Here is a 19,290-nt window from a genome sequence, read left to right on the forward strand (position 1 = left end):
CCCGGGCGGGCTGACAAGACGGACCTGTGGCAGGGTAGGGGCGTGACGCTGACCAATTGGGCGGGAAACACCGCATTTCGGGCGCGAGACGTCCATCACCCGACGTCCCTCGACGAGCTCCAGCGGCTGGTCTCGGCCCGCGCCCAGGTGCGGGCGCTGGGCAGCGGGCACTCCTTCAACGACGTCGCCGACGCCACCGGCGACCTGGTGGTCCTCGACCGGATGCCGGACGCGGTGGAGATCGACAGCGCCACGGCCACGGCGCGGGTGCCCGCGCGCATGACGTACGCGCGGCTCGCGCCGGTGCTGAACGAGGCCGGATTCGCGCTGGCGAACCTGGCCTCGCTGCCGCACATCTCCGTGGCGGGCTCGGTCGCGACGGGCACGCACGGCTCGGGCGACGCCGTCGCGAGCCTGTCGGCCGCCGTGTCGGCGCTCGACCTCGTCACCGCCGACGGCTCGGTGCTGACGCTCTCACGCGGTGACGCCGACTTCCCGGGCGCGGTGGTGGCGCTCGGCGCGCTCGGCGTCGTCACCTCGCTGACGCTCGACCTGGTGCCGAGCTTCCAGATCCACCAGTACGTCCGCGAGGGCCTGACCGTCGACGCGCTCGCCCACTTCGAGGACATCATGTCCGCCGGCTACAGCGTCAGCCTCTTCACCGACTGGCGCGACACCCGCGTCTGGCTGAAGCGCACGGAAGAGCTGACCACCCCCGACTGGTACGGCACCCGCCCCGCCGACGGCGCCCGCCACCCGCTGCCCGCCATGTCGGCGGAGAGCTGCACGATCCAGCTCGGCGTGCCGGGACCGTGGCACGAGCGGCTGCCGCACTTCCGCCCCGACGCCGAGCCGAGCAGCGCGGGCAACGAGCTGCAGTCGGAGCTGCTGGTGCCGAGGGAGCACGCGGTCAAGGCCCTGCGCGAGCTGTACGCGATCGGCGACCGCATCCGGCCGGTCCTGCAGATCTCCGAGGTGCGCTCGGTGGCGGCCGACGACCTGTGGCTCAGCCCGTTCCTGGGGCGTGACAGCGTGGGCATCCACTTCACCTGGGTCAAGGACACCGCCGCCGTGCTGCCGGTGCTGGAGCTGGTGGAGGAGACGCTGGCGCCGTTCGAGCCGCGGCCGCACTGGGGCAAGCTGTTCACCCGCCGGCCGTCCTGCCCGGAGCGGTTCAGGTCGCTGGTGGAGCGGCTCGACCCGGCCGGCAAGTTCGCCAACGACTTCACCCGCACCCTGCTGGCGCGATAGCGCCCTCGGCGCGACACCGCGTGCGGGAGGCCGGCGCCCGGCCTGATACTGCTGCGGGAGTAGTGGGCGGGGCCCGGCTTGCGCCCCCGGATGTAGCGGGTCACCGGTCCGGGGGACGATGTGCGGGACGGGCCCGTACGCGATCGTTGGGGACATGACCGATCACCCGTTCAGGTTCGGCGCGGTCGCCGGACAGGCCCCCGACGGCGCGGCGTGGGCCGCGCTGGCCCGCCGGGCGGAGAGCCTCGGCTACTCGACGCTGCTGGTGCCCGACACGCTGGGCACCTTCTCGCCCTTCACCGCCGCGGCGGCGGCCGCCGCGGTGACCACCACTCTGCGCGTGGGCACGTTCGTCGTGAGCGTCCCCTACCGGACGCCGGAGGCCGTCGCCTGGGAGACCGCCACCCTGCACACGCTCACCGGCGGCCGGTTCGAGCTTGGCCTGGGCGCCGGGCGGCCGGCCGCCGAGCAGGACGCGGCCGCGCTCGGCGTCAGGTTCGGCACGCCGCGCGAGCGCATCGAGCGGCTCTCCAAGACCATCGACGCGGTCAAGGACGTGCGCATCCTGATCGCCGCGGCCGGGACCAAGCTGCTCGGCCTGGCCGCGCGCAAGGCCGACACGGTCACGCTCGGCGTCCCGCCGACCTACACCGAGGAGCAGGTGGGGGCCAAGCTGGACGAGCTGTACGAGCTGGCCGGTGACCGGTTCGCCGGCCTGGAGATCGGCCTGAACCTGGTCGCCGCGGCCGCCGAGCCGCCCGCGTGGCTGCGCAGCCGGTTCGGCCCCCTCGACGCCACCAGCACCGGGCTCCTGACGGGAACGCCCGGCCAGATGGCCGACACGCTCCGGCACCGCAGGGACAAGCTCGGCATCTCGTACGTGTCGGTGAACGCCCAGTTCCTGGACGACTTCGCGCCGGTGGTGGAACGACTCGCCGGTACCTGACCGAATCTGACAGGTACGTCCGGCACGATGGAGCCCATGACCGCAAAGGGAACTTTCGACACCGCGGGCTGGGATCCCCAGCCGCCCTTCGACGAGCGCGACGGCGTCACGCTCGGGCTGGTGACCATGTCCAAGACCTTCCAGGGGGATCTGGCCGGGACGAGCGTCGTGACCATGATGGTGGCCTCGACGCCGGTGGAGAGCTCGCGGTCGTACGTGGCGCTGGAGCGCATCGAGGGCACGCTGGCGGGGCGGCGGGGGAGCTTCGTCGTGCAGCACGACGCGGTGAGCGACGAAGGCGAGCAGTCGCTGCGCATCTCGGTCGTCCCGGACTCCGCTACGGGGGAGCTGCGCGGCCTGCGGGGCGAGATGGACATCATCATCGCCTCGGACGGCAGCCACTCCTACACCTTCGACTACCGCCTCTGACCGCCGGCCCGGGGCCGGACGCTCGGGCTGAGCGCTCCGGGTCAACGGCCCGGCTGGGTGCTCCTGCTCAGCGGTCCTGATTCGCCGGCTGGGGGAGCCGGGCCGCCCGGCGCGCCGCGGCCACGAGCAGCGCGACAGCTCCCGCGCCGAGGATGACGTGGCTGGCCAGCATGACGCCGGGCGAGGCGGGCACCAGCGGGTAGGCGAAGAAGGCGTGCCAGGCGTAGGTCAGCAGGGCCCCGCCCGCCAGCGCCATCCGGTGCCTGCCGTTCCACCCGCGCCCCGCCGACCAGGTGAGCGCCAGGACCGCCATGCCCGCCTCCGACACCAGGAGCGCGACGACGGTCACCCAGACGGGCAGGCCCTGTACCACGGTGTGCAACTCGAACACCGCCCCCGCGCCCAGCGTCACCCCGAACACCAGCCACGGCGACGGCGCCCGCCCGGCCCCGCGCCCGGCCCCGCGGGGGAGCCGGAAGGCCGCCACCACGAGCAGGGCCACGATGACCACGATCGACGCGAGCTGCGGCACCGACGCGACGAAGAACCCGTTGAGGTAGGAGAACACCGTGGTGGCCGCCGCCCCGAGCACGGCCAGGGCCGCCGCCACCGCCAGCCCCGCCCGCCCCAGCCACGGCGTGGTACGCCGCTCGCCGGCCAGCTCCTCCGTCAGCGCGATCGGCACGCTGATGCTCCACACCGTGTGCAGGGCCAGCACGAACAGCGTCCACGGCACCCCGATCCCCAGCGCGGGCAGGTAGCCGGGATCCAGCAGCCGCAGCCCCGCGTAGTCCGGGTTGAACAGCGACATCGTCATGACGCCTTCCTCGAACACGCCGTAGGCCAGCGCCATCAGCACGATGCTCGGCCAGCTGAGCCGGTTCCTGCGCGCCACCTCGCGGATCACCACCGCGGCGCCGCCGTACGTGGGGGCGAGCAGGAGCAGGAAGTGCAGGCTCGTCAGCGGGAAGTCGCCGAGCAGGAACTCGGCGACCAGCGGGGAGAGCAGCGCGAGCCCGAAGGCGGGGAGTATTCGTCGCATGACTCGATCCTCATGCGGTCCCGCGCGCCCGAATGGTGTCATCGATCCTGTTCTCGGCATGACAATTGTCCTTTGACTGCTCTCCGGGCGACCGCGAGCCTGGCTTTGGCGTGGTGTCGTGGTGCGCTCCGCGCTTCCTCCCCGCCCCGGAGCAACGGGGCCCCATGATCGAGGAGATTCGATGACGAGGAGTCACTGGGCCTGGGGTCCCGAGCCGGACGCGTCCGGATTACGGGAGATCGCCCGGCTGTTCACCGAGGCCACGGGGCTGGGCGAGCCGACGGCCTGGGAGCCGCCCGCGCTCTTCTCCCCCGCGCTGCTGCCCGCGCCCCTCATCCCCGTCCCGCCGCTGCCGTGCTGCACGGACGACCCGTACGAGCGGGCCGTACGCACCTACGGCCAGGCCTATCGCGACCTCATCCGCGCCTACCGCGGCGACTTCGCCAACGCCCCCGACCTGGTGGCGCTCCCGCGCGACGAGGACGAGGTCACCCAGGTGCTGGAGTGGGCCGCCGCCCAGGGGGTGCCGGTCGTGCCGCGCGGCGGCGGGACGAGCGTCGTCGGCGGCGTGGAGGCGCGGTTCGACGGGCCTTCGCTCTGCCTGGACCTCAGCCGGATGAACCGCGTCCTGGAGGTGGACGTCGTTTCCAGGGCGGCCCTGGTCGAGGCGGGCGCCTCCGGCCCCGCGGTCAACGACGGCCTGCCCGATGGGCTTCAGCTCAGGTTCTTCCCGCAGTCGTACGAGTTCTCGACCGTCGGCGGCTGGATCGCGACCAGGGCGGGCGGGCACTTCGCCACCTTCCACACCCACATCGACGACCTCGTCGAGTCCGTGCGCGCGATCTCGCCCGCCGGGGTGTGGGAGTCGCGCAGGCTGCCCGGCTCCGGCGCGGGCCCGTCGCCGGACCGCTGGCTGCTCGGCTCCGAAGGGGCGCTGGGCGTGATCACCCGGGCCTGGCTGCGCGTGCACGAGCGGCCGACGCACAAGGTGTCGGTGCCCGTCAGGTTCGCCGAATGGCCGGCTGCGGTGGCCGCCGTGCACGATCTTGCCCAGTCCGGCCTGTACCCGTCGAACTGCCGCCTGCTGGACGCCCGGGAGGCCGCGCTCACCTCCGGCGGCGACGGGCGGCACGCCGTTCTCATCGTCGGCTTCGAGTCCGCCGACCACCCGGTGGACGCGTGGGTGTCACGGGCGCTGGAGATCGTCGGGGCGCACGGCGGCGTGGCCGGGGAGTCCAGGCAGGACCAGGCGTGGAAGGGCTCCTTCACCCGCATGCCCTACGTGCGCAACGCCTACCCGGGCATGGGCGTGCTCGCCGAGACCGTCGAGACGGCCGTGACCTGGGACCGCTTCCCCGCCCTGCACGAGGCCGTCATGGCGGCCATGGCCGAGGAGGCCGGGACGGCGACGTGCCGCCTGGCCTACGCCTACCCCGACGGCCCCGCGCCGTACTACACGATCCTCGCGCCCGCCGTGAAGGGCGCGGAGGTCGAGCAGTGGGACGGGCTCAAGCAGCGCGTCTCCGACGTCGTCCTCCGGATGGGCGGCACGATCACCCACCACCACGCGGTGGGCCGCGACCACCGGCCGTACTACGACCGGCAGCGGCCGGACCCGTTCGCGCTCGCGCTCAGAGCCGCCAAGGCGGCCCTGGACCCGGGCGGCATCCTCAACCCCGGGGTGCTGATCTGATCGGGACTTTAAAGTAACGTACCGACCAGCCGGTATGCCACGAGCCAGCCAGCCAGCCACCGGCCACCGGCCACCGGCCACCGCCACCGGCCACCGCCACCGCAGAGGAGCGCATCGTGTGGGACCCCGAACTCGCCGAGCTGAAGCGCCGCAAGGAGCAGGCCGAGCGCATGGGAGGGGACGAACGCGTGGCGCGCCAGCACGCCACCGGCCGCCTGACCATCCGCGAACGCCTCGCGGCCCTCACCGACACCTGGCGGGAAGTGGGGGCGCTGACCGGCCGCGCCACCGCCGACACGTTCACCCCCGCGAACGTGATCATCGGCCGGGCGCGGATCGACGGGCGGCGGGTGGTGGTGGCGGGCGACGACTTCACCGTACGCGGCGGGGCGGCCGACGCCGCGATCCACGAGAAGCAGATCCTGGCCGAGCGCATGGCCGGTGAGCTGCGGGTGCCGCTCGTCCGGCTGATCGACGGCACCGGAGGCGGCGGCAGCGTCAAGCAACTGGAGGACTTCGGGCGGACGTACGTGCCCTACAACCCGGGCTGGGACCAGGTCGTGGCGAACCTGGGCCGGGTCCCCGTGATCGCGCTCGCCCTCGGCCCGGTCGCCGGGCTCGGCGCGGCCCGCCTGGTCACCTCCCACGTCTCGATCATGGTGAGGGAGCTCTCGCAGGTGTTCATCGCGGGGCCGGCCGTGGTCGAGGCGGGCATGGGGGAGAGCGTTGGTAAGGAGGAGCTGGGCGGCTGGCGTACGGTCTCGGCGGCCGGCACCGTGGATCTGGTCGCGGACTCGGAGCAGGAGGCGTTCGGGCTGACCAGGCGGGTGCTGGCGTACCTGCCGCAGAGCGCCTGGCGGACGCCCCCGGTCGCCGACTCGGCCGACGACCCCGACCGGACCTCGGACGAGCTGCGCGCCATCGTCCCCAGGGACCGCCGCCGGCCCTACGACATGCGCAGGATCCTGGAGCTGACCTTCGACGTCGGCAGCGTCCTGGAGCTCGGCCGCAGGTTCGCCCCCTCCACGATCACCGCCCTGGCCCGGCTAGACGGACACCCCGTCGCCGTGCTCGCCTCGGACCCGCTCGTCTACGGCGGCGGCTTGACGGCCCACGGGTCGGACAAGATGGCCCGGTTCGTCGACCTGGCGGAGACCTTCCACCTGCCGATCGTCCACCTGGTCGACCAGCCGGGCTTCGTCATCGGCACGGCGGCGGAGAAGGCGGGCACGATCAGGAGGGGCGCCCGCGCCCTGGCCGCCGTCTACCAGTCCACGGTCCCGTGGGCCTCGGTGCTGGTGCGCCGCGTCTTCGGCGTCGCGGGCGCCGCGCACCGGCCCCACGACAGGTACGGCCTGCGCGTGGCCTGGCCCTCGGGCGATTGGGGCTCGCTGCCGATCGAGGGCGGGCTGGAGGTGGCCTTCAAACGCCTGCTCGCGGAGGCGGGCGAGGAGGCGGCCACGCTGAAGGCGGAGATCGCCGAGCGCCTGGAGGCCGTCAGGTCGCCGTTCCGTACGGCGGAGGCGTTCCTGGTGGAGGACATCATCGACCCTGCGGAGACCCGCCCGGCCCTGACGGACTGGATCCACGACGCCTACGCCGCCCTCGACCCCGCCCCCCACCCGACAACCCGCCCCTGAGAGACCTGGCCCCGCAACCCGGATGCCGCCCCAAACCCAGACTCCCGCCCGGGGATCCGACTGCGGGGGGCCTGGGCCCGCAACCCGGATGCCGCCCCAAACCCGGGCTCCCGCCCGGGGACCCTCCCCTGGGGAGCCTTGGGCTCGCAACCCCGTGCGCCGTCTTGGGCCGGGCCTCCGTCCGGGGGTCCGCCGGTGGGGGCCTGGGCCCGCAACGCGGTTGCCGTCCTGGACCCGGACTCCCGCCTGAGGATCCTCCCCGGGAGCCTTGGGCCCGCAGCCCCGTGCGCCGTCTTGGGTCCGGCTGGCCGTCCGGGGGGTCCGCCGGTGGGGGCCTGGGCCCGGAACCCGGTTGCCGTCCTGGATCTGCGTCTCCGCCCGGCGGCCGCTCCTGAGGGGCCTGGGTCCGTAGCCCATGTGCTGCCCTATGCCCGATCACCTGCCTCTGGGGAACTCGGTTTGCGGCTCACGTGTGGTCCTGGAGGCGTCAGAGGTGGCTGATTGCCGCCTCGACCGTGGCCAGGTCGCCGAGGATCACCTCGTGGCGGTCGCGGTCCGTGTGGAGGCGCCAGTGGGTGTCGGCCACCGCCTCCGGGGAGGCAGGGGAGCCGGGGGCGACGGCGGCGGCGATGGGGACGTGGCCCACGTGGACGCCGCGGCCGGCGAGGGCCTGGGCCAGGGACAGGGCGTAGTTGCGCAGACCCGACACCGCGATGCCGATGTTGCCCAGGAAGGCCAGCGGGTGGACGGCCGAGATGCCGGAGGTGAAGAGCAGGGTGCCGGAGCCGCGCTCCAGCATGGCGGGGAGCACCGCGCGGACCGCGGTCACCGCCCCGAGCACCGCCCCGTCGAAGGCGTCCTGCGCGCTGTGCCTGGTCACCTCCAGCACGGGCGTGTGAGCCCCGGCGGTGCCGCCGCCGTTGTAGACGAGGACGTCCACCGGGCCGATCTGGTCGAGGGCGTGCGTCAGCGAGGCCTCGTCCGTCAGGTCGCCTGGATGGGCAGAGCTGCGGATGCCCGCCTCCGCCAGGTCGCCGGACAGGGCCGACAGGCGGGCGTGGTCACGGGCCACCAGGGCGACCTCGAAACCCTCCGCGCCGAAGCGGCGGGCCACCGCCAGGCCGATGCCGGGCCCAGCGCCGATGATCGCGACCTTCATGTGTCTCTCCTTAAGTCGAGGGTGTGCCTCAGGTTAACACGAAGATGAGGCAGGCCCTCGACTTCATTAGACTGGCTTCATGGAACGTCCGCTCCGCCGTGACGCGCGGCGCAACCGGGACGCGCTCGTGGAGGCCGCCAGGCAGGTGCTGGCCGAGCGCGGGGTCGACGCGCCGCTGGAGGCCGTGGCGAAGCGGGCGGGGGTCGCGATCGGCACCCTCTACCGGCATTTCCCCGAGCGTGGCGACCTCGTCGACGCGATACTCGACGAGAAGGTGGCCGGCTGGGCCGAGCTGGCCGGGCAGGCGCTGGCGTGCGACGACCCCTGGGAGGGTCTCGTGCTCTTTCTGGAGCGAACCTGCGAGCTGCAGGCGCGGGACCGGGCCTTCACCGAGCTGGCGTGCCTGTCGCACCAGGACGACCGGTCGGAGGTCAACCGGCTCGTCTACCAGCTGGTCGAGCGCGCCCAGCAGGCCGGGGCACTGCGGCTGGACGTGGGGCCGGTCGATCTGGCGTTCTTCATGATGGCCAACTCGAAGGTGGCCGAGCAGGCCCCCGGGCAGTGGCGGCGCCATTTCACGCTCATGCTCGACGCCCTGCGCGAGGATGGGCGGAAAGGCGCTGGTCCAGCCTGAGCCGCCCTGCGCGCGGATGGGCGAAAGGGGTGCCGGTCCAGCCTGAGCCGCCCCGAAGCGATCCCTCCGCGTCCGCCCGGTCCGCCGTCGCCCGGTCTCCGTTGTCCTCCGGTCCGCTGTCGTCTCCGTTGTCGTCCGGTCCGTTGTCGTCCGGTCCGCTGTCGTCCGGTCAGATGTTGTCCGGGAGGGTGGTCATCCGGTTCAGTACGGGCACGAGCTGCTCCTCCTCGTAGTCCAGATGCGCCTCCAGCTCGGCGGCGAGCCGGTCCAGCTCGGCCCCGACCCCCTCCGGGCCCGTGTCCAGCAGGGCCCGGATGCGTTCCATGAGCCTGGACACCACCACGTGCTCCGCCCGCAGCCGGTCCAGCACCTCCGCCAGCTCGGGGTGCTCGCCGCCGAGGTGCGGGAACAGCGCGCCGTCCTCGCCCTCGTGGTGCGCGTGGAGCGCGTCGCAGAACGCCAGGCAGTGCGTACGCAGGTCCGCCCCGCCGAGGCCGCCCAGTGGGCCGCCCAGAAGGCCGCCCAGTGGGTCGCCCGGTGACCGGAGGTTCGCGAGGTCCCGCCGGAAGCCGTCGTGCAGCTTCACCAGCTCGTCTCCCCAGGCGACAAGTCGCTGTTCGTCCGTCATGCCATTTCCTTTCGTGAAAAATCGCCGTAAATGGTGGCGAAGAGTGCGGCGAGCAGAGCCGCCACCGCCGCGCTGCCGAAGCTCCACCCAGCGCCCCCGCTCGACAGCAGCGCCGCCCCGACCGCCCCGGCCAGGCTGCTGCCCACCACCCGGACCAGCGCGTTCACCCCGCCGGCCGCCGCGGTCTTGGCGGGTTCGACGTGCTCGACGGCCATCGTCCCGAGCGCCGCGTACCCGAGCCCGACCCCCAGCCCCAGCACCGCCGCGGCGCCGTACAGGGTGGATCCGGCCGCCCCCGAGAGCGCCAGCCAGAGCGTCGCGGCCGTCACCAGCACAGAGCCGCAGGCGACCAGCGCGGAGGCGGTGAAACGGCGCATCAGCGGCCCGGCCAGCACCGACACCGCGAGCATCAGCACCGTCGTCGGCAGCAGGTACAGCCCCACCTGCAGCACCGACGCCCCCAGCGTCCCCTGCGCGACCGCCGACAGCGTCGTGATGGCCGCGAACAGCGCGAACCCCAGCAGGAACGACGCCACCGTCGCCCCCGCCGTCCCCCTGTGCAGCAGCATCGGGATCTCGATCAGCGGCGACGCGGTACGCCGGGCCGTCAGCACCCACGCCGCCGCGACCACCACGGCGGCGCCGAACAGGCCGAGCGTCAGCGGCGACGTCCAGCCCCACGCGCCGCCCTTGCTGACGGCGAGCAACAGGCAGACCAGCCACGCCGACACCAGCGCCGCCCCCGCCAGGTCGGGACGCCCGGCGGCGCGCGACGGTCTCGGCTCGCGTACGACCGCGGCCACCAGCGCGAAGCTCAGCGCGCCCAGCCCGGTCAGCATCCAGAACACGGCCCGGTAGTCCCCGTCCACCAGCCCCGCGAGGATCATGCCGCCGCCGCTGCCCACGCCGATGGTCGCGCTGAGCACCCCGATCGCGGTGGGCAGGCGATCGCCCGGCAGCCCCTGCCTGACCAGGCCGATGGCCAGCGGGAGCAGCGGTGCCGCGGCGCCCTGCAAGACGCGGCCGACGATGATCGGAGCGAGCGCGGACGACATGGCGCTGAGCGCTGAGCCGGCGACGAGCAGGGCGATCGCGGCCAGTGACACCAGACGCCGGCCGTACATGTCGCCGAGCCTCGACAGCAGCGGGATCGCGACCGCGCCGGACAGCAGGCCGGCGGTGAGGGCCCAGGAGACGGAGGTGAGCGGCGCGCCGAGCTGCCGTTGCAGCAGCGGCAGCAGCGGGACGACCACGGTCATCTGCAGGCTTCCGACGGCCACGGCGAACGCCAGCACCCCCACGGTCATCCAGCCCGATGAGTTTTTGTACATGTATAGAAAGTAACATGGCAATATGCCGACGCGTACAGGAAGGCCGCCCAGGATCTCCAGGGCGGAGATCGTGACCGCCGCCCACCGGGTCATCGAGGAGGACGGCGTGAGCGGCCTGACCATGCGCAGGCTGGCCAGGGAGGTCGGCAGCACGCCCATGGCGCTCTACCACCACGTGCGCGACAAGGAGGAGCTCCTGCTGCTGCTCCTCGACGACTACGCGGCCGGGATCCCCCGGCCCGAGCTGCCGGAGGAGCCGGGCGAACGCCTGGTCGCCGCCGCGCTGGCCATGCGCGACGCGCTGTCCGGATGCCCGTGGACCGTGGACGTGCTAAGGGCCGACGACCTGCTCTCGGTGGGCGCGCTGTGGTATCCGGAGCGGATCATCGACGCCGCCGTACGCGCGGGGCTGACGATCGAGGCGGCCGTGGACGCGTACCGGATCATCTGGCACTACACGGCCGGCGAGATCGGCGGCCGGGCGGCGGCGGGGCGGCGGCGGGCGGAGGGCGGCACCACCTATCGGGAGCGGGTGTTCGCCGAGCTGGACGCGGGCGAGTTCCCGCGGCTCGCCGAGGTGGGCGCGCGGTGGGTGGAGCTGACCGCGCGGGACACCTACGAGCAGGGATTGCGCGCCCTGGCGAAGGGCCTGCTGCGGTAAACCGGTAGCCAAGAGGGTGCGGTCCGTGAAACGGTCGGGGCCTGATGATCCGGTGGACCGAGGCGGGGCAGGAGTGTTCGGCGGTCTGGCGTTCGGCGCTGGACGTGCCGCCGCCGGAGCGCGTGATGGTCGTGGACGACCGGCTGCCGGCCGCCACCGCCTACCGGCTGGCCTGCGAGGGCACCGCGCTGCTGTGGCGCGGCGACTACCAGAACGCCCGCCAGCTCCTGCGGGCCATGGGCCGGCGCTGCAAGCCCGCCGCGAGCGGGACCGGGTTCCACGGCCACCGCCAGGCGCAGTCGCACCGGGCGCGCACGCTGGGCATGCTGCTCATCCCGTACGCGGACGATCACGTGGTGGCGTTGCCCAGGGCGCCGGACGTGCGGGAGGCGTGCGCCGAGGTCTACGGGCAGGCGGCGCCCGCGGCGGTGGGCCAGCTCCGTGAGCTGCTGGGCCTCATCGGCGCCCACGAATGGCGCAGGAAAGGCGTGCACGTGCCCGCGCTCGGGGCCCGCATCCATCCGCATCACGGCGTCTTCTCCCCGATCAGGGGCGAATACGTCGATCTGGTCGCGCAGGCGCCGCTGCCCGGCGAGCGGCTGGCGTTCGACATCGGCACGGGCACGGGAGTGCTGGCCGCGGTCCTGGCCAGGCGCGGCGTGCGGCACGTCGTGGCGACCGACCTGGACCAGCGGGCCGTGGACTGCGCCGGGGCCAACGTCACCCGGCTCGGGCTGGACGATCAGGTGGAGGTCGTGCGGACCGACCTGTTCCCCTCCGGCCGCGCGCCGCTCGTCGTCTGCAACCCGCCGTGGCTGCCCGCCAAGCCGCAGTCGTCGCTCGACCACGCCGTCTACGATCCGGGCGGGCGGATGCTGCACGGGTTCCTGGGCGGGCTCACCGAGCACCTGGAGCCCGACGGCGAGGGCTGGCTCATCCTGTCCGACCTGGCCGAGCATCTCGGGCTGCGCAGCAGGGACGAGCTGCTGGCGGGGTTCGAGCACGCGGGGCTGCGGGTGGCCGGCCGCATGGACATCGCGCCGCGGCACAACCGGCCGGGAGACGAGAGCGACCCGCTGCACGCGGCCAGGGCCGCCGAGGTGACCTCGCTGTGGCGGCTGACCTGCTGAAGGCCGCCCGGAATACGGGCCTTCAGGCGCTGAACGCGCGCCGGTAGGCCGACGGGGACGTGCGCATGGCCCGGGTGAAATGGTGCCGGAACGTCACCGGGCTCTCGAACCCGACCGCCGCCCCGATCTCCTCCACCGGCGCGCCCGTCGACTCCAGCATCGGCAGGCTGGCGGCCACCCGCTGCGAGATCACCCACCGCAGCGGACTGGTGCCGGTCTGCCGGTTGAAATGCCTGATGAACGAGCGCTCCGACATGTGCGCCACGCCGGCCAGCTCCGCCACGCTGATCGGCCTGGCCAGGTTGTCCAGTGCCCACGACATGGCCCTGGCCACCGCGTCGTCGTCCTCCACCGGTGTCACCGCGGCCTGGATGAACTGCGCCTGACCGCCTTCCCTGTGCGGCGGGATGACCAGGCGGCGGGCGACGGCGTTGGCGACGTTCGGGCCGTGGTCGTTGCGTACGAGGTGGACCAGCAGGTCGAGGCCGGCGGCGCTGCCCGCGCTGGTCAGCACGTCGCCTTCGTCCACGTACAGGACCGAGGGGTTGACCGCGACGGCGGGATAGCGCTCCTGGAGCAGCTCGGCGTACTTCCAGTGCGTGGTCGCCGCGCGGCCGTCGAGCAGGCCCGCGGCCGCCAGCGCGAACGCCCCCGAGCAGATCGAGACCATCCGCGCGCCGCGCGCGTGCGCCTGCCGCAGCGCCGACACCAGCGCGGCGGAGACGGGACCCCGGACGTCGGCCACGCCGGGAACGATCACCGTGTCGGCCTCGGCCAGCACGTCGAGCCCGTGGGCCGCCTGCATGCTGAACCCGCCCACGACCCTGAGCGGCTCCAGCGTCTCCGCGCACACCGTGAGGTCGTACCAGGGCACGTCCAGCTCGGGCCTGGGCAGCCCGAAGAGCTCGACGACGCAGCCGAGCTCGAACGGGGCCATGCCGTCGAACGCCAGCACGCCGACCCTGTGGTTGTGGCCCCCGTGGTGGGCAGGGAGCGGCAGGAGCATGCCTGCATGTTAGCCGGGCCCTCTCAGCGGCAGGAGAGATATATGCACATTTCGGGAGTACAGACCGTTTTGCCCGATCACCGCTACGAGCAAGCGGAGATCACCGAGGCGTTCTCCCGGCTGACCGACTGTGACGAGGAGCTCCTGCGGCACTTCCACGAGGCCACCGGGGTGACGGGCCGCAACCTCGCCCTCCCGTTGGCCGACTACGCCAAGCTCGACTCCTTCGCGCGGGCGAACGACACCTACATCGAGCTCGCGCTTGACCTGGGCGAACAGGCGATGCGCGGGGCGCTCAAGAAGGCCGACGTGCGCCCGGAGAAGGTGGACTATCTGCTGTTCTGCTCGACCACGGGCCTGGCCACGCCCTCGCTCGACGCGAAGCTGGCCCAGCGGATGGGGCTGCGGGCGGACGTCAAACGGGTGCCGGTGTTCGGGCTCGGCTGCGCGGCCGGGGCGGCGGGACTGTCGCGCCTGTACGACTATCTGCGCGGCTGGCCCGATCACGTCGCGATGCTGGTGTGCGTGGAGCTGTGCTCGCTGACGATCCAGCGGGACGACACCTCGATCGCGAACCTGGTGGCCAGCGGCCTGTTCGGGGACGGGGCCGCGGCGGTCGTGGCGACCGGGCGGGGGCGGGGGCCCGAGGTCATCGCCACCCGTAGCAGGCTTTATCCGGACACCGAGCACCTCATGGGGTGGGAGGTGGGCGATCGGGGGTTCCGCATCGTGCTGGACGCCGATCTGACGCATTTCGTGGAGGAGGTGCTGGCCGACGACATCAAGACGTTCCTCGCCGACTACGGCCTCACCCCCGACCAGGTCGCCACCTGGGTCTGCCATCCCGGCGGCCCGAAGGTCATCGACAAGATCGTGGAGACGCTCGGCCTGTCGCCCAAGGCGCTCGACGTGACCTGGCGGTCAATGCGCGAATACGGCAACCTGTCGTCGGTCTCGGTGCTGAACGTGCTCCAGGAGACACGCGGCAGTCCCGGCACACCCGCCGTGCTCCTCGCGCTGGGGCCCGGCTTCTCCGCCGAGTTGCTCCTGCTGCACTGGTGAGCGCGTACGCGCTGCTGATCGGCCTGGTCGTGCTCGAACGGCTGGCCGAGCTCGTGGTGGCCCGCCGCAACCTGGCCTGGGCCAGGTCCAGGGGCGGCATCGAGTACGGCAGGCGGCACTATCCCTGGATCGTCCTGGCCCACGTGGCGCTCCTGGTGGCGGCGCCCTCGGAGGTGTGGCTGCTCGGCCGCCCCTTCCTCCCGGCGCTCGGCTGGCCCATGCTCGCCGTCGTCGTCCTGGCCCAGGGGCTGCGCTGGTGGTGCATCGCCACGCTCGGCCACCGGTGGAACACCCGGGTCGTCGTCGTGCCGGGAATGCCGCTGGTGGACGGCGGGCCGTACCGGTGGCTGCGGCACCCCAACTACGTGGCGGTCGTCGCCGAGGGCGTCGCGCTGCCGCTCGTGCACACCGCCTGGCTGACCGCGCTGGCCTTCACGCTGGTCAACGCGGCGCTGCTCACGGTGCGGATACGCGTGGAGAACGCCGCCCTGGCGAGCTGACGCGGGGCAGGCTCAGCGGGCGGGATCCGGCCGGGGAACCGTGATGTCCTCCAGCCCTTCCGGTCGTTTGCCCGGATAGAGGCCGGTCAGCAGCGTGCTGACGGTGTAGAGATGCCAGGCGAGGGCGGGCTTGGCGGCCACCGGGCCGTCGAACAGGGCGCGCACCTCGTCGGGCCGGACGATCGGGGCGAGGGCGTCGAGGCTGCCGAGCACCTGCTCGCGGAGCACGTCGGTGAGCGTGGGCCCGGGGCTGGTGCGCCAGCTCCACCCGCCGCCCGTCCGCGGCGCCGTCAGATGACCTGCCGGGGGCCGGGCCCGCCAAGGGAGCCGGCGCCTCGGCGGCAGGCTTTCCGCGAACCGCCACGGCTTCCCTTCGATAGGGACATCCCGTAATTCGGGGGCTAATCGTAAAATAAGGGTATAAATCACCTCTTCGGATAATCGCCAGGCCTGATCGAGGCCGAGCGCCACCCGTACCACCCGGTTGTCCAGGAACGGCCGCACGGGATCGCCGCGCCGCAGCGACCCCGCGCGGGCGCTGGCCTGCCAGCGGCCGACCTTGTACCAGACGTACATGTGGTCGAGCGCCGCCAGCCGGTCCGTGCGGGCCAGCCACGGCCTGGCCAGCTCGCGGGCGTGCTCGTCGGCGTCGGCGGTGAACAGCTTCGCGTCCTTGCGGAACGTGGTCTCGATCCGCCGCCGCAGGGCCTGGTCGCCGAGGTCGGTCTGGAGGAGGTTCAGGCTGCCCGCGCGCAGCGTCTCGCCGCTCTGCCCGGACATGGTGGGTTTGCCGGAGTAGGGGAGGTAGCTCACGATCGACTCGTACGCCGAGGTCATCCCCTCGCACGTGCGCAGCGTCTCCCAGGCCCGGTTCAGCGGATGCGGCACCAGCTCCGCGTCCCGCCGAGCCGTCTGAGCGGGCGCGATGACCGTGTGCGGGACGTTCAGCCTGGCCGCGATCCGCCGGGCGATCACCACGTCGGGATGCGGGTCGAGCCCGTTCGTCGTCGCCCTGAACGGCACCCGCGCCGCGTGCAGCAGCGCCGCCAGCACGCGGGTGTCGCGCCCGCCGGTCAGCGCCAGGTTCACCGGCTCGGCCAGCTCACGCAGCGGCGCGACGGTGGCCACCAGCGCCTCGGCCAGCTCGCCGATCGCCGCCCGCCTGCGCCGCGCCGACCCGGGCGCGGGCGCCGCCTGCGGCAGCGGGGTCTCGGTGATCGTCCGCACGCCGTCCCGCACCGTGAGCCGGGAGCTGGGCGGCAGGGCGGAGACTCCTTGGTACGGGGTCTCGTCCGACAGGAAGTACCCCTGCCTGACCATCGTCTGGAGCGCCCGCACGTCGTGGTCGATCCGGTCCACCGGCTGGGCGATCAGATGCACGAGCAGGGCACGGCTCCCCACGATGTACAGGTCGGGCGTCTCGGCGTAGAAGACGGGGCAGACCCGGTTGATCGCGGTGCTCGCGGTCAGCTCGCCGTCGCGGGCGATCCACGCGGAGAAGCAGCCGCCCGCGGAGTCGTCGGGGAGCCTGGCCACGTCGGCGGGCTCGGCCAGATGGCCGTTCACCCCGATGATCCGGCCGCCGTGCTCGGAGATCAGCGGCGGCTGACGGGAGTCGTCCGGCTCGTTCGTCCAGCCGAACAGGGAGACGCCTTGGCGATGCCGTTCCCGTCCGCGAATCACGTCAGGGGGCACGGGAAAGGCGATGTCGATAACGGTTCGGACCTTGTCGAGGACACGGGCGGGAATGTCCTGCCGCTTGGTGGCTACGCCCAGATGGACCCGCACGGCTCAAGGACTACATCAATGGCCCCATCCGTCACAACTGATCACGTGTCGATCGCGTTTTGCGCTCGCTTACGTCACCGACCCGGCCATCCGCAGGGCGAGGTCCGTCGTACGGCTTGGAGCATACGGAGGTGGTTGCGATGAAATTTCGCCCCTTGGCGGTAGGCGTCGGGCTCGCTGCGGTACTGGCCCTCGCCGGTTGTGGTGGTGGTTCCGGCAACTCGGCGAGCGAACAGCGGGCGCCCGAGCACGCCGCTGGAAACGAGAAACCGGCCGCGCCGAGCGGCTCGCCGGCGACACAGGAAGACGCCGAGGCCGATGAGCAGGACACGACCACGGCGCAGATCTCCACATTCGCCCTGGACGTGGACACCGCCTCGTACGGGTACGCCCGCCGGACCCTCCAGGAGGGCCGCTGGCCGGCGCCGGGGGAGATCCGCCCGGAGGAGTGGGTCAACGCGTTCAGGCAGGACTACGCGCAGCCGCCGGACGACGGGTTCACCGTGCACGTGGACGGCGCGCGGCTGCCGTCGCGCGACGAGGCCGTCCTGCGGGTCGGCCTGCAGACACGCGCGTCCGACGCGGCCGAGCGGCGGCCCGCGAACCTCACCTTCGTGATCGACGTGTCCGGCTCGATGGCCGAGCCTGGGCGGCTCGACCTGGTCAAGTCGGCCCTGCTGAAGCTGCTCGACCAGCTCGCGCCCGGCGACCAGGTCTCGATCGTGTCGTTCAGCGACGAGGCGACGGTGCTGGCCTCGATGACGCCGCTGACCGCCAGGAGCGAGCTGCAGAACGCGGTGGAGCAGCTGAGCATCGCCGGAGGCACGAACCTGGGGGCCGGGCTGGTCACCGGTTACCAGGAGGCGTCCAAGGCGTTCAGGGCCGCCGCCACGAACCGGGTCATCCTGCTCTCCGACGGCCTGGCCAACCAGGGCAGCACCGAGTGGCAGGCCATCCTCGACCAGGCCAAGGAGTACGCGGGCAGGCAGGTCACGCTGCTCACCGTCGGCGTCGGCCGCGACTACGGGGACACGCTGATGGAGCAGCTCGCCGACAACGGCGACGGCCTGGCCGTGTACGTCAGCTCCGAGGAGGAGGCCGCCAAGATCTTCGCCACCCAGCTCCCCGCCACCATCGAGCTCCGGGCGCGCGACGCCAAGGCACAGGTGGTCTTCAACCCGTCGGTCGTGGAGAGCTACCAGCTCATCGGGTACGAGAACCGCGCACTGAGCACCGAGGAGTTCCGCGACGACAGCCGCGACGGCGGCGAGATCGGGCCAGGACACTCCGTCACCGCTCTGTACTCCCTGCGGCTCAAGCCAGGCGCCAAGGGACAGCTCGCCCAGGCCACCGTGCGCTGGCAGGACCCCGACACCAGGGCCGCCTCCGAGTCGAGCGAGTCGCTGCAGGCGGGCGACCTGGTCGCGTCCGTCTGGGACAACGCGCCGGTCAGGTTCCAGGTGGACGTGGTCGTGGCCGCGTTCGCCGTCTACCTGCGCGACCGCAAGGCGTTCGGCCTGGATCTGCCGGAGCTCGGTGAGCAGGCCACCCGCCTGGCGGCGGTCTCCGAGGACCCGATGGTCTCGGAGCTGGCCACGATCATCGAGAAGGCCAGATCCGTGGGGTGAGGACGGAGGACCATCTCCACCACGCGCGACGAGCCCGGCCGGTCCCCCCGACCGGCCGGGCCCGGGTCATGATCCCAGGCCCCGGCCGGCGTTCTTCGGGGGTCGCGAAGTCGGCTAGACTCGTACACGCAACAAGGGGCTATGGCGCAGTTGGTAGCGCGCCTCCATGGCATGGAGGAGGTCTGGGGTTCGAATCCCCATAGCTCCACCCTTGATCATGATGCGGCGGTGTCCACGACGGATGCCGCCGTTTCGCTTCAGCGGGTCACAGCACGCGGGTGTACCGGATGCTTTCCTCGCCATAGCCCAGCGCCGTGTAGAACCGCTGGGCGGTCGTGTTGGCCGCCGCCGTCTCCAGCGTGAGGTGACGTAAGCCCTGCCGCCGGGCCCAGTCCTCGGCGGCCGTCATCAGGCGGCGCCCCACACCGGCGCGGACGGCGGCCGGGGCCACCGCCAGGTCACCCACATAAGCTTCCATCGCCCCTGTGAAGTGCCGCTGCTCGTTGACCGAGACGACGCCGACGACTTGCTGCTCGTCCGCCACCGCCACGAAGACCTCGCCGCGCCGTTCGCGCGCCGGATCCAGGGACGTGTCGAGCCATTGCCGGGCCGCGTCCACGGCGGCCTCGGGGTCACGCCAGGACGCCACCCCTTCGGCCAGGCGTGCGGCCAGCGCCAAGACGGCCGGGCGGTCCTCGTCGCGCGCGGGCCTGATCAAGATCTCCATGACGGCAGGATCGCAGAAGCGGCCCCGGGACGGCC

The 19,290-nt window shown here is 72.7% G+C and carries 18 protein-coding genes and 1 tRNA gene; 12 read left to right on the forward strand and 7 right to left on the reverse strand.

The features are described 5' to 3' along the window. Window positions 1-42: 42 nt before the first annotated feature. The 3 genes from ABEA43_RS38290 (at window position 43) to ABEA43_RS38300 (ending at window position 2,626) form a co-directional block, all read left to right on the forward strand. Window positions 43-1,251 (forward strand): FAD-binding protein, encoded by a 1,209-nt coding sequence (locus tag ABEA43_RS38290; RefSeq protein ID WP_345569776.1) that lies wholly within the window; start codon window positions 43-45, stop codon window positions 1,249-1,251. A 154-nt stretch (window positions 1,252-1,405) separates the two neighbouring features. Next, entirely contained in the window at window positions 1,406-2,197 is a 792-nt protein-coding gene (locus ABEA43_RS38295; RefSeq protein ID WP_345569778.1) for an LLM class flavin-dependent oxidoreductase, read from the forward strand. A gap of 36 nt (window positions 2,198-2,233) precedes the next feature. Further along, window positions 2,234-2,626 carry a DUF3224 domain-containing protein gene (locus tag ABEA43_RS38300; protein ID WP_345569780.1) on the forward strand — a complete coding sequence of 131 codons (393 nt, stop codon included), beginning with the start codon at window positions 2,234-2,236 and terminating at the stop codon, window positions 2,624-2,626. A 67-nt stretch (window positions 2,627-2,693) separates the two neighbouring features. Here ABEA43_RS38300 and ABEA43_RS38305 read toward each other — a convergent pair whose 3' ends face one another. After that, window positions 2,694-3,668: a hypothetical protein gene (locus tag ABEA43_RS38305; RefSeq protein ID WP_345569782.1), complete on the reverse strand. Its 975-nt coding sequence runs from the start codon at window positions 3,666-3,668 to the stop codon at window positions 2,694-2,696. Window positions 3,669-3,849: 181 nt separating this feature from the next. Here ABEA43_RS38305 and ABEA43_RS38310 point away from each other — a divergent pair, with 181 nt between their 5' ends. Together ABEA43_RS38310 and ABEA43_RS38315 are read left to right on the forward strand one after the other, a co-directional pair. Then, window positions 3,850-5,361, forward strand: a complete 1,512-nt coding sequence (locus tag ABEA43_RS38310) for an FAD-binding oxidoreductase (RefSeq protein ID WP_345569784.1) — start codon at window positions 3,850-3,852, stop codon at window positions 5,359-5,361. 116 nt (window positions 5,362-5,477) lie between these two features. Then, entirely contained in the window at window positions 5,478-7,001 is a 1,524-nt protein-coding gene (locus tag ABEA43_RS38315) for an acyl-CoA carboxylase subunit beta (RefSeq protein WP_345569786.1), read from the forward strand. A 487-nt stretch (window positions 7,002-7,488) separates the two neighbouring features. On the opposite strand, the gene ABEA43_RS38320 is transcribed toward ABEA43_RS38315, so the two are convergent. Continuing rightward, the gene (locus tag ABEA43_RS38320; RefSeq protein WP_345569788.1) at window positions 7,489-8,160 is read right to left on the reverse strand and encodes an SDR family NAD(P)-dependent oxidoreductase; all 672 of its coding nucleotides are present in this window, start codon (window positions 8,158-8,160) and stop codon (window positions 7,489-7,491) included. Window positions 8,161-8,239: 79 nt separating this feature from the next. Here ABEA43_RS38320 and ABEA43_RS38325 point away from each other — a divergent pair, with 79 nt between their 5' ends. Then, the gene (locus tag ABEA43_RS38325; protein ID WP_345569790.1) at window positions 8,240-8,794 is read left to right on the forward strand and encodes a TetR/AcrR family transcriptional regulator; all 555 of its coding nucleotides are present in this window, start codon (window positions 8,240-8,242) and stop codon (window positions 8,792-8,794) included. Between the two features lie 169 nt (window positions 8,795-8,963). Here the strand turns inward: ABEA43_RS38325 and ABEA43_RS38330 are convergent, their stop codons facing one another. Continuing rightward, the gene (locus tag ABEA43_RS38330) at window positions 8,964-9,422 is read right to left on the reverse strand and encodes a hemerythrin domain-containing protein (RefSeq protein ID WP_345569792.1); all 459 of its coding nucleotides are present in this window, start codon (window positions 9,420-9,422) and stop codon (window positions 8,964-8,966) included. Beyond that, entirely contained in the window at window positions 9,419-10,753 is a 1,335-nt protein-coding gene (locus ABEA43_RS38335; RefSeq protein WP_345569794.1) for an MFS transporter, read from the reverse strand. The genes ABEA43_RS38330 and ABEA43_RS38335 overlap by 4 nt, the downstream gene beginning before the upstream one ends. 22 nt (window positions 10,754-10,775) lie before the next feature. On the opposite strand from ABEA43_RS38335, the gene ABEA43_RS38340 reads away from it, so the two are divergent. Both ABEA43_RS38340 and ABEA43_RS38345 read left to right on the forward strand, forming a co-directional pair. After that, complete coding sequence (locus ABEA43_RS38340) at window positions 10,776-11,414, forward strand: TetR/AcrR family transcriptional regulator (RefSeq protein WP_345569796.1); 639 nt, start codon at window positions 10,776-10,778, stop codon at window positions 11,412-11,414. A 44-nt stretch (window positions 11,415-11,458) separates the two neighbouring features. Continuing rightward, window positions 11,459-12,544, forward strand: coding sequence for a 50S ribosomal protein L11 methyltransferase (locus tag ABEA43_RS38345; protein ID WP_345569798.1), 1,086 nt, complete (start codon window positions 11,459-11,461; stop codon window positions 12,542-12,544). Window positions 12,545-12,566: 22 nt separating this feature from the next. On the opposite strand, the gene ABEA43_RS38350 is transcribed toward ABEA43_RS38345, so the two are convergent. Further along, window positions 12,567-13,550, reverse strand: coding sequence for a helix-turn-helix domain-containing protein (locus ABEA43_RS38350; protein WP_345569800.1), 984 nt, complete (start codon window positions 13,548-13,550; stop codon window positions 12,567-12,569). Window positions 13,551-13,592: 42 nt separating this feature from the next. On the opposite strand from ABEA43_RS38350, the gene ABEA43_RS38355 reads away from it, so the two are divergent. Together ABEA43_RS38355 and ABEA43_RS38360 are read left to right on the forward strand one after the other, a co-directional pair. After that, on the forward strand, window positions 13,593-14,612 hold the full coding sequence (locus ABEA43_RS38355; protein WP_345569802.1) for a type III polyketide synthase: 1,020 nt from the start codon (window positions 13,593-13,595) through the stop codon (window positions 14,610-14,612). Then, entirely contained in the window at window positions 14,609-15,112 is a 504-nt protein-coding gene (locus ABEA43_RS38360) for an isoprenylcysteine carboxyl methyltransferase family protein (protein WP_345569804.1), read from the forward strand. The genes ABEA43_RS38355 and ABEA43_RS38360 overlap by 4 nt, the downstream gene beginning before the upstream one ends. Window positions 15,113-15,124: 12 nt before the next feature. Here the strand turns inward: ABEA43_RS38360 and ABEA43_RS38365 are convergent, their stop codons facing one another. Beyond that, window positions 15,125-16,900: an asparagine synthase-related protein gene (locus ABEA43_RS38365; RefSeq protein ID WP_345569806.1), complete on the reverse strand. Its 1,776-nt coding sequence runs from the start codon at window positions 16,898-16,900 to the stop codon at window positions 15,125-15,127. Between the two features lie 140 nt (window positions 16,901-17,040). Between ABEA43_RS38365 and ABEA43_RS38370 the strand changes: the two genes are divergently transcribed. Together ABEA43_RS38370 and ABEA43_RS38375 are read left to right on the forward strand one after the other, a co-directional pair. After that, window positions 17,041-18,528, forward strand: a complete 1,488-nt coding sequence (locus ABEA43_RS38370; RefSeq protein ID WP_345569808.1) for a vWA domain-containing protein — start codon at window positions 17,041-17,043, stop codon at window positions 18,526-18,528. Window positions 18,529-18,663: 135 nt separating this feature from the next. Further along, window positions 18,664-18,736 (forward strand) — tRNA-Ala (locus ABEA43_RS38375). Window positions 18,737-18,793: 57 nt separating this feature from the next. On the opposite strand, the gene ABEA43_RS38380 is transcribed toward ABEA43_RS38375, so the two are convergent. Then, window positions 18,794-19,255: a GNAT family N-acetyltransferase gene (locus tag ABEA43_RS38380; RefSeq protein WP_345569810.1), complete on the reverse strand. Its 462-nt coding sequence runs from the start codon at window positions 19,253-19,255 to the stop codon at window positions 18,794-18,796. Window positions 19,256-19,290: the final 35 nt, after the last annotated feature.

This window comes from Nonomuraea rosea, assembly GCF_039539705.1.
In the GTDB taxonomy this organism is placed as follows: Bacteria; Actinomycetota; Actinomycetes; order Streptosporangiales; family Streptosporangiaceae; genus Nonomuraea; species Nonomuraea rosea.

Excerpts from the sequence above, each read along its gene's own strand:
- ABEA43_RS38305 (WP_345569782.1), bottom strand. The coding sequence starts at position 3,668 with ATGCGACGAATACTCCCCGCCTTCGGGCTCGCGCTGCTCTCCCCGCTG.
- ABEA43_RS38295 (WP_345569778.1), top strand. The coding sequence starts at position 1,406 with ATGACCGATCACCCGTTCAGGTTCGGCGCGGTCGCCGGACAGGCCCCC.
- ABEA43_RS38340 (WP_345569796.1), top strand. The coding sequence starts at position 10,776 with ATGCCGACGCGTACAGGAAGGCCGCCCAGGATCTCCAGGGCGGAGATC.
- ABEA43_RS38300 (WP_345569780.1), top strand. The coding sequence starts at position 2,234 with ATGACCGCAAAGGGAACTTTCGACACCGCGGGCTGGGATCCCCAGCCG.
- ABEA43_RS38330 (WP_345569792.1), bottom strand. The coding sequence starts at position 9,422 with ATGACGGACGAACAGCGACTTGTCGCCTGGGGAGACGAGCTGGTGAAG.
- ABEA43_RS38370 (WP_345569808.1), top strand. The coding sequence starts at position 17,041 with ATGAAATTTCGCCCCTTGGCGGTAGGCGTCGGGCTCGCTGCGGTACTG.
- ABEA43_RS38380 (WP_345569810.1), bottom strand. The coding sequence starts at position 19,255 with ATGGAGATCTTGATCAGGCCCGCGCGCGACGAGGACCGCCCGGCCGTC.
- ABEA43_RS38345 (WP_345569798.1), top strand. The coding sequence starts at position 11,459 with ATGATCCGGTGGACCGAGGCGGGGCAGGAGTGTTCGGCGGTCTGGCGT.
- ABEA43_RS38335 (WP_345569794.1), bottom strand. The coding sequence starts at position 10,753 with ATGTACAAAAACTCATCGGGCTGGATGACCGTGGGGGTGCTGGCGTTC.
- ABEA43_RS38355 (WP_345569802.1), top strand. The coding sequence starts at position 13,593 with ATGCACATTTCGGGAGTACAGACCGTTTTGCCCGATCACCGCTACGAG.
- ABEA43_RS38320 (WP_345569788.1), bottom strand. The coding sequence starts at position 8,160 with ATGAAGGTCGCGATCATCGGCGCTGGGCCCGGCATCGGCCTGGCGGTG.
- ABEA43_RS38350 (WP_345569800.1), bottom strand. The coding sequence starts at position 13,550 with ATGCTCCTGCCGCTCCCTGCCCACCACGGGGGCCACAACCACAGGGTC.
- ABEA43_RS38325 (WP_345569790.1), top strand. The coding sequence starts at position 8,240 with ATGGAACGTCCGCTCCGCCGTGACGCGCGGCGCAACCGGGACGCGCTC.
- ABEA43_RS38310 (WP_345569784.1), top strand. The coding sequence starts at position 3,850 with ATGACGAGGAGTCACTGGGCCTGGGGTCCCGAGCCGGACGCGTCCGGA.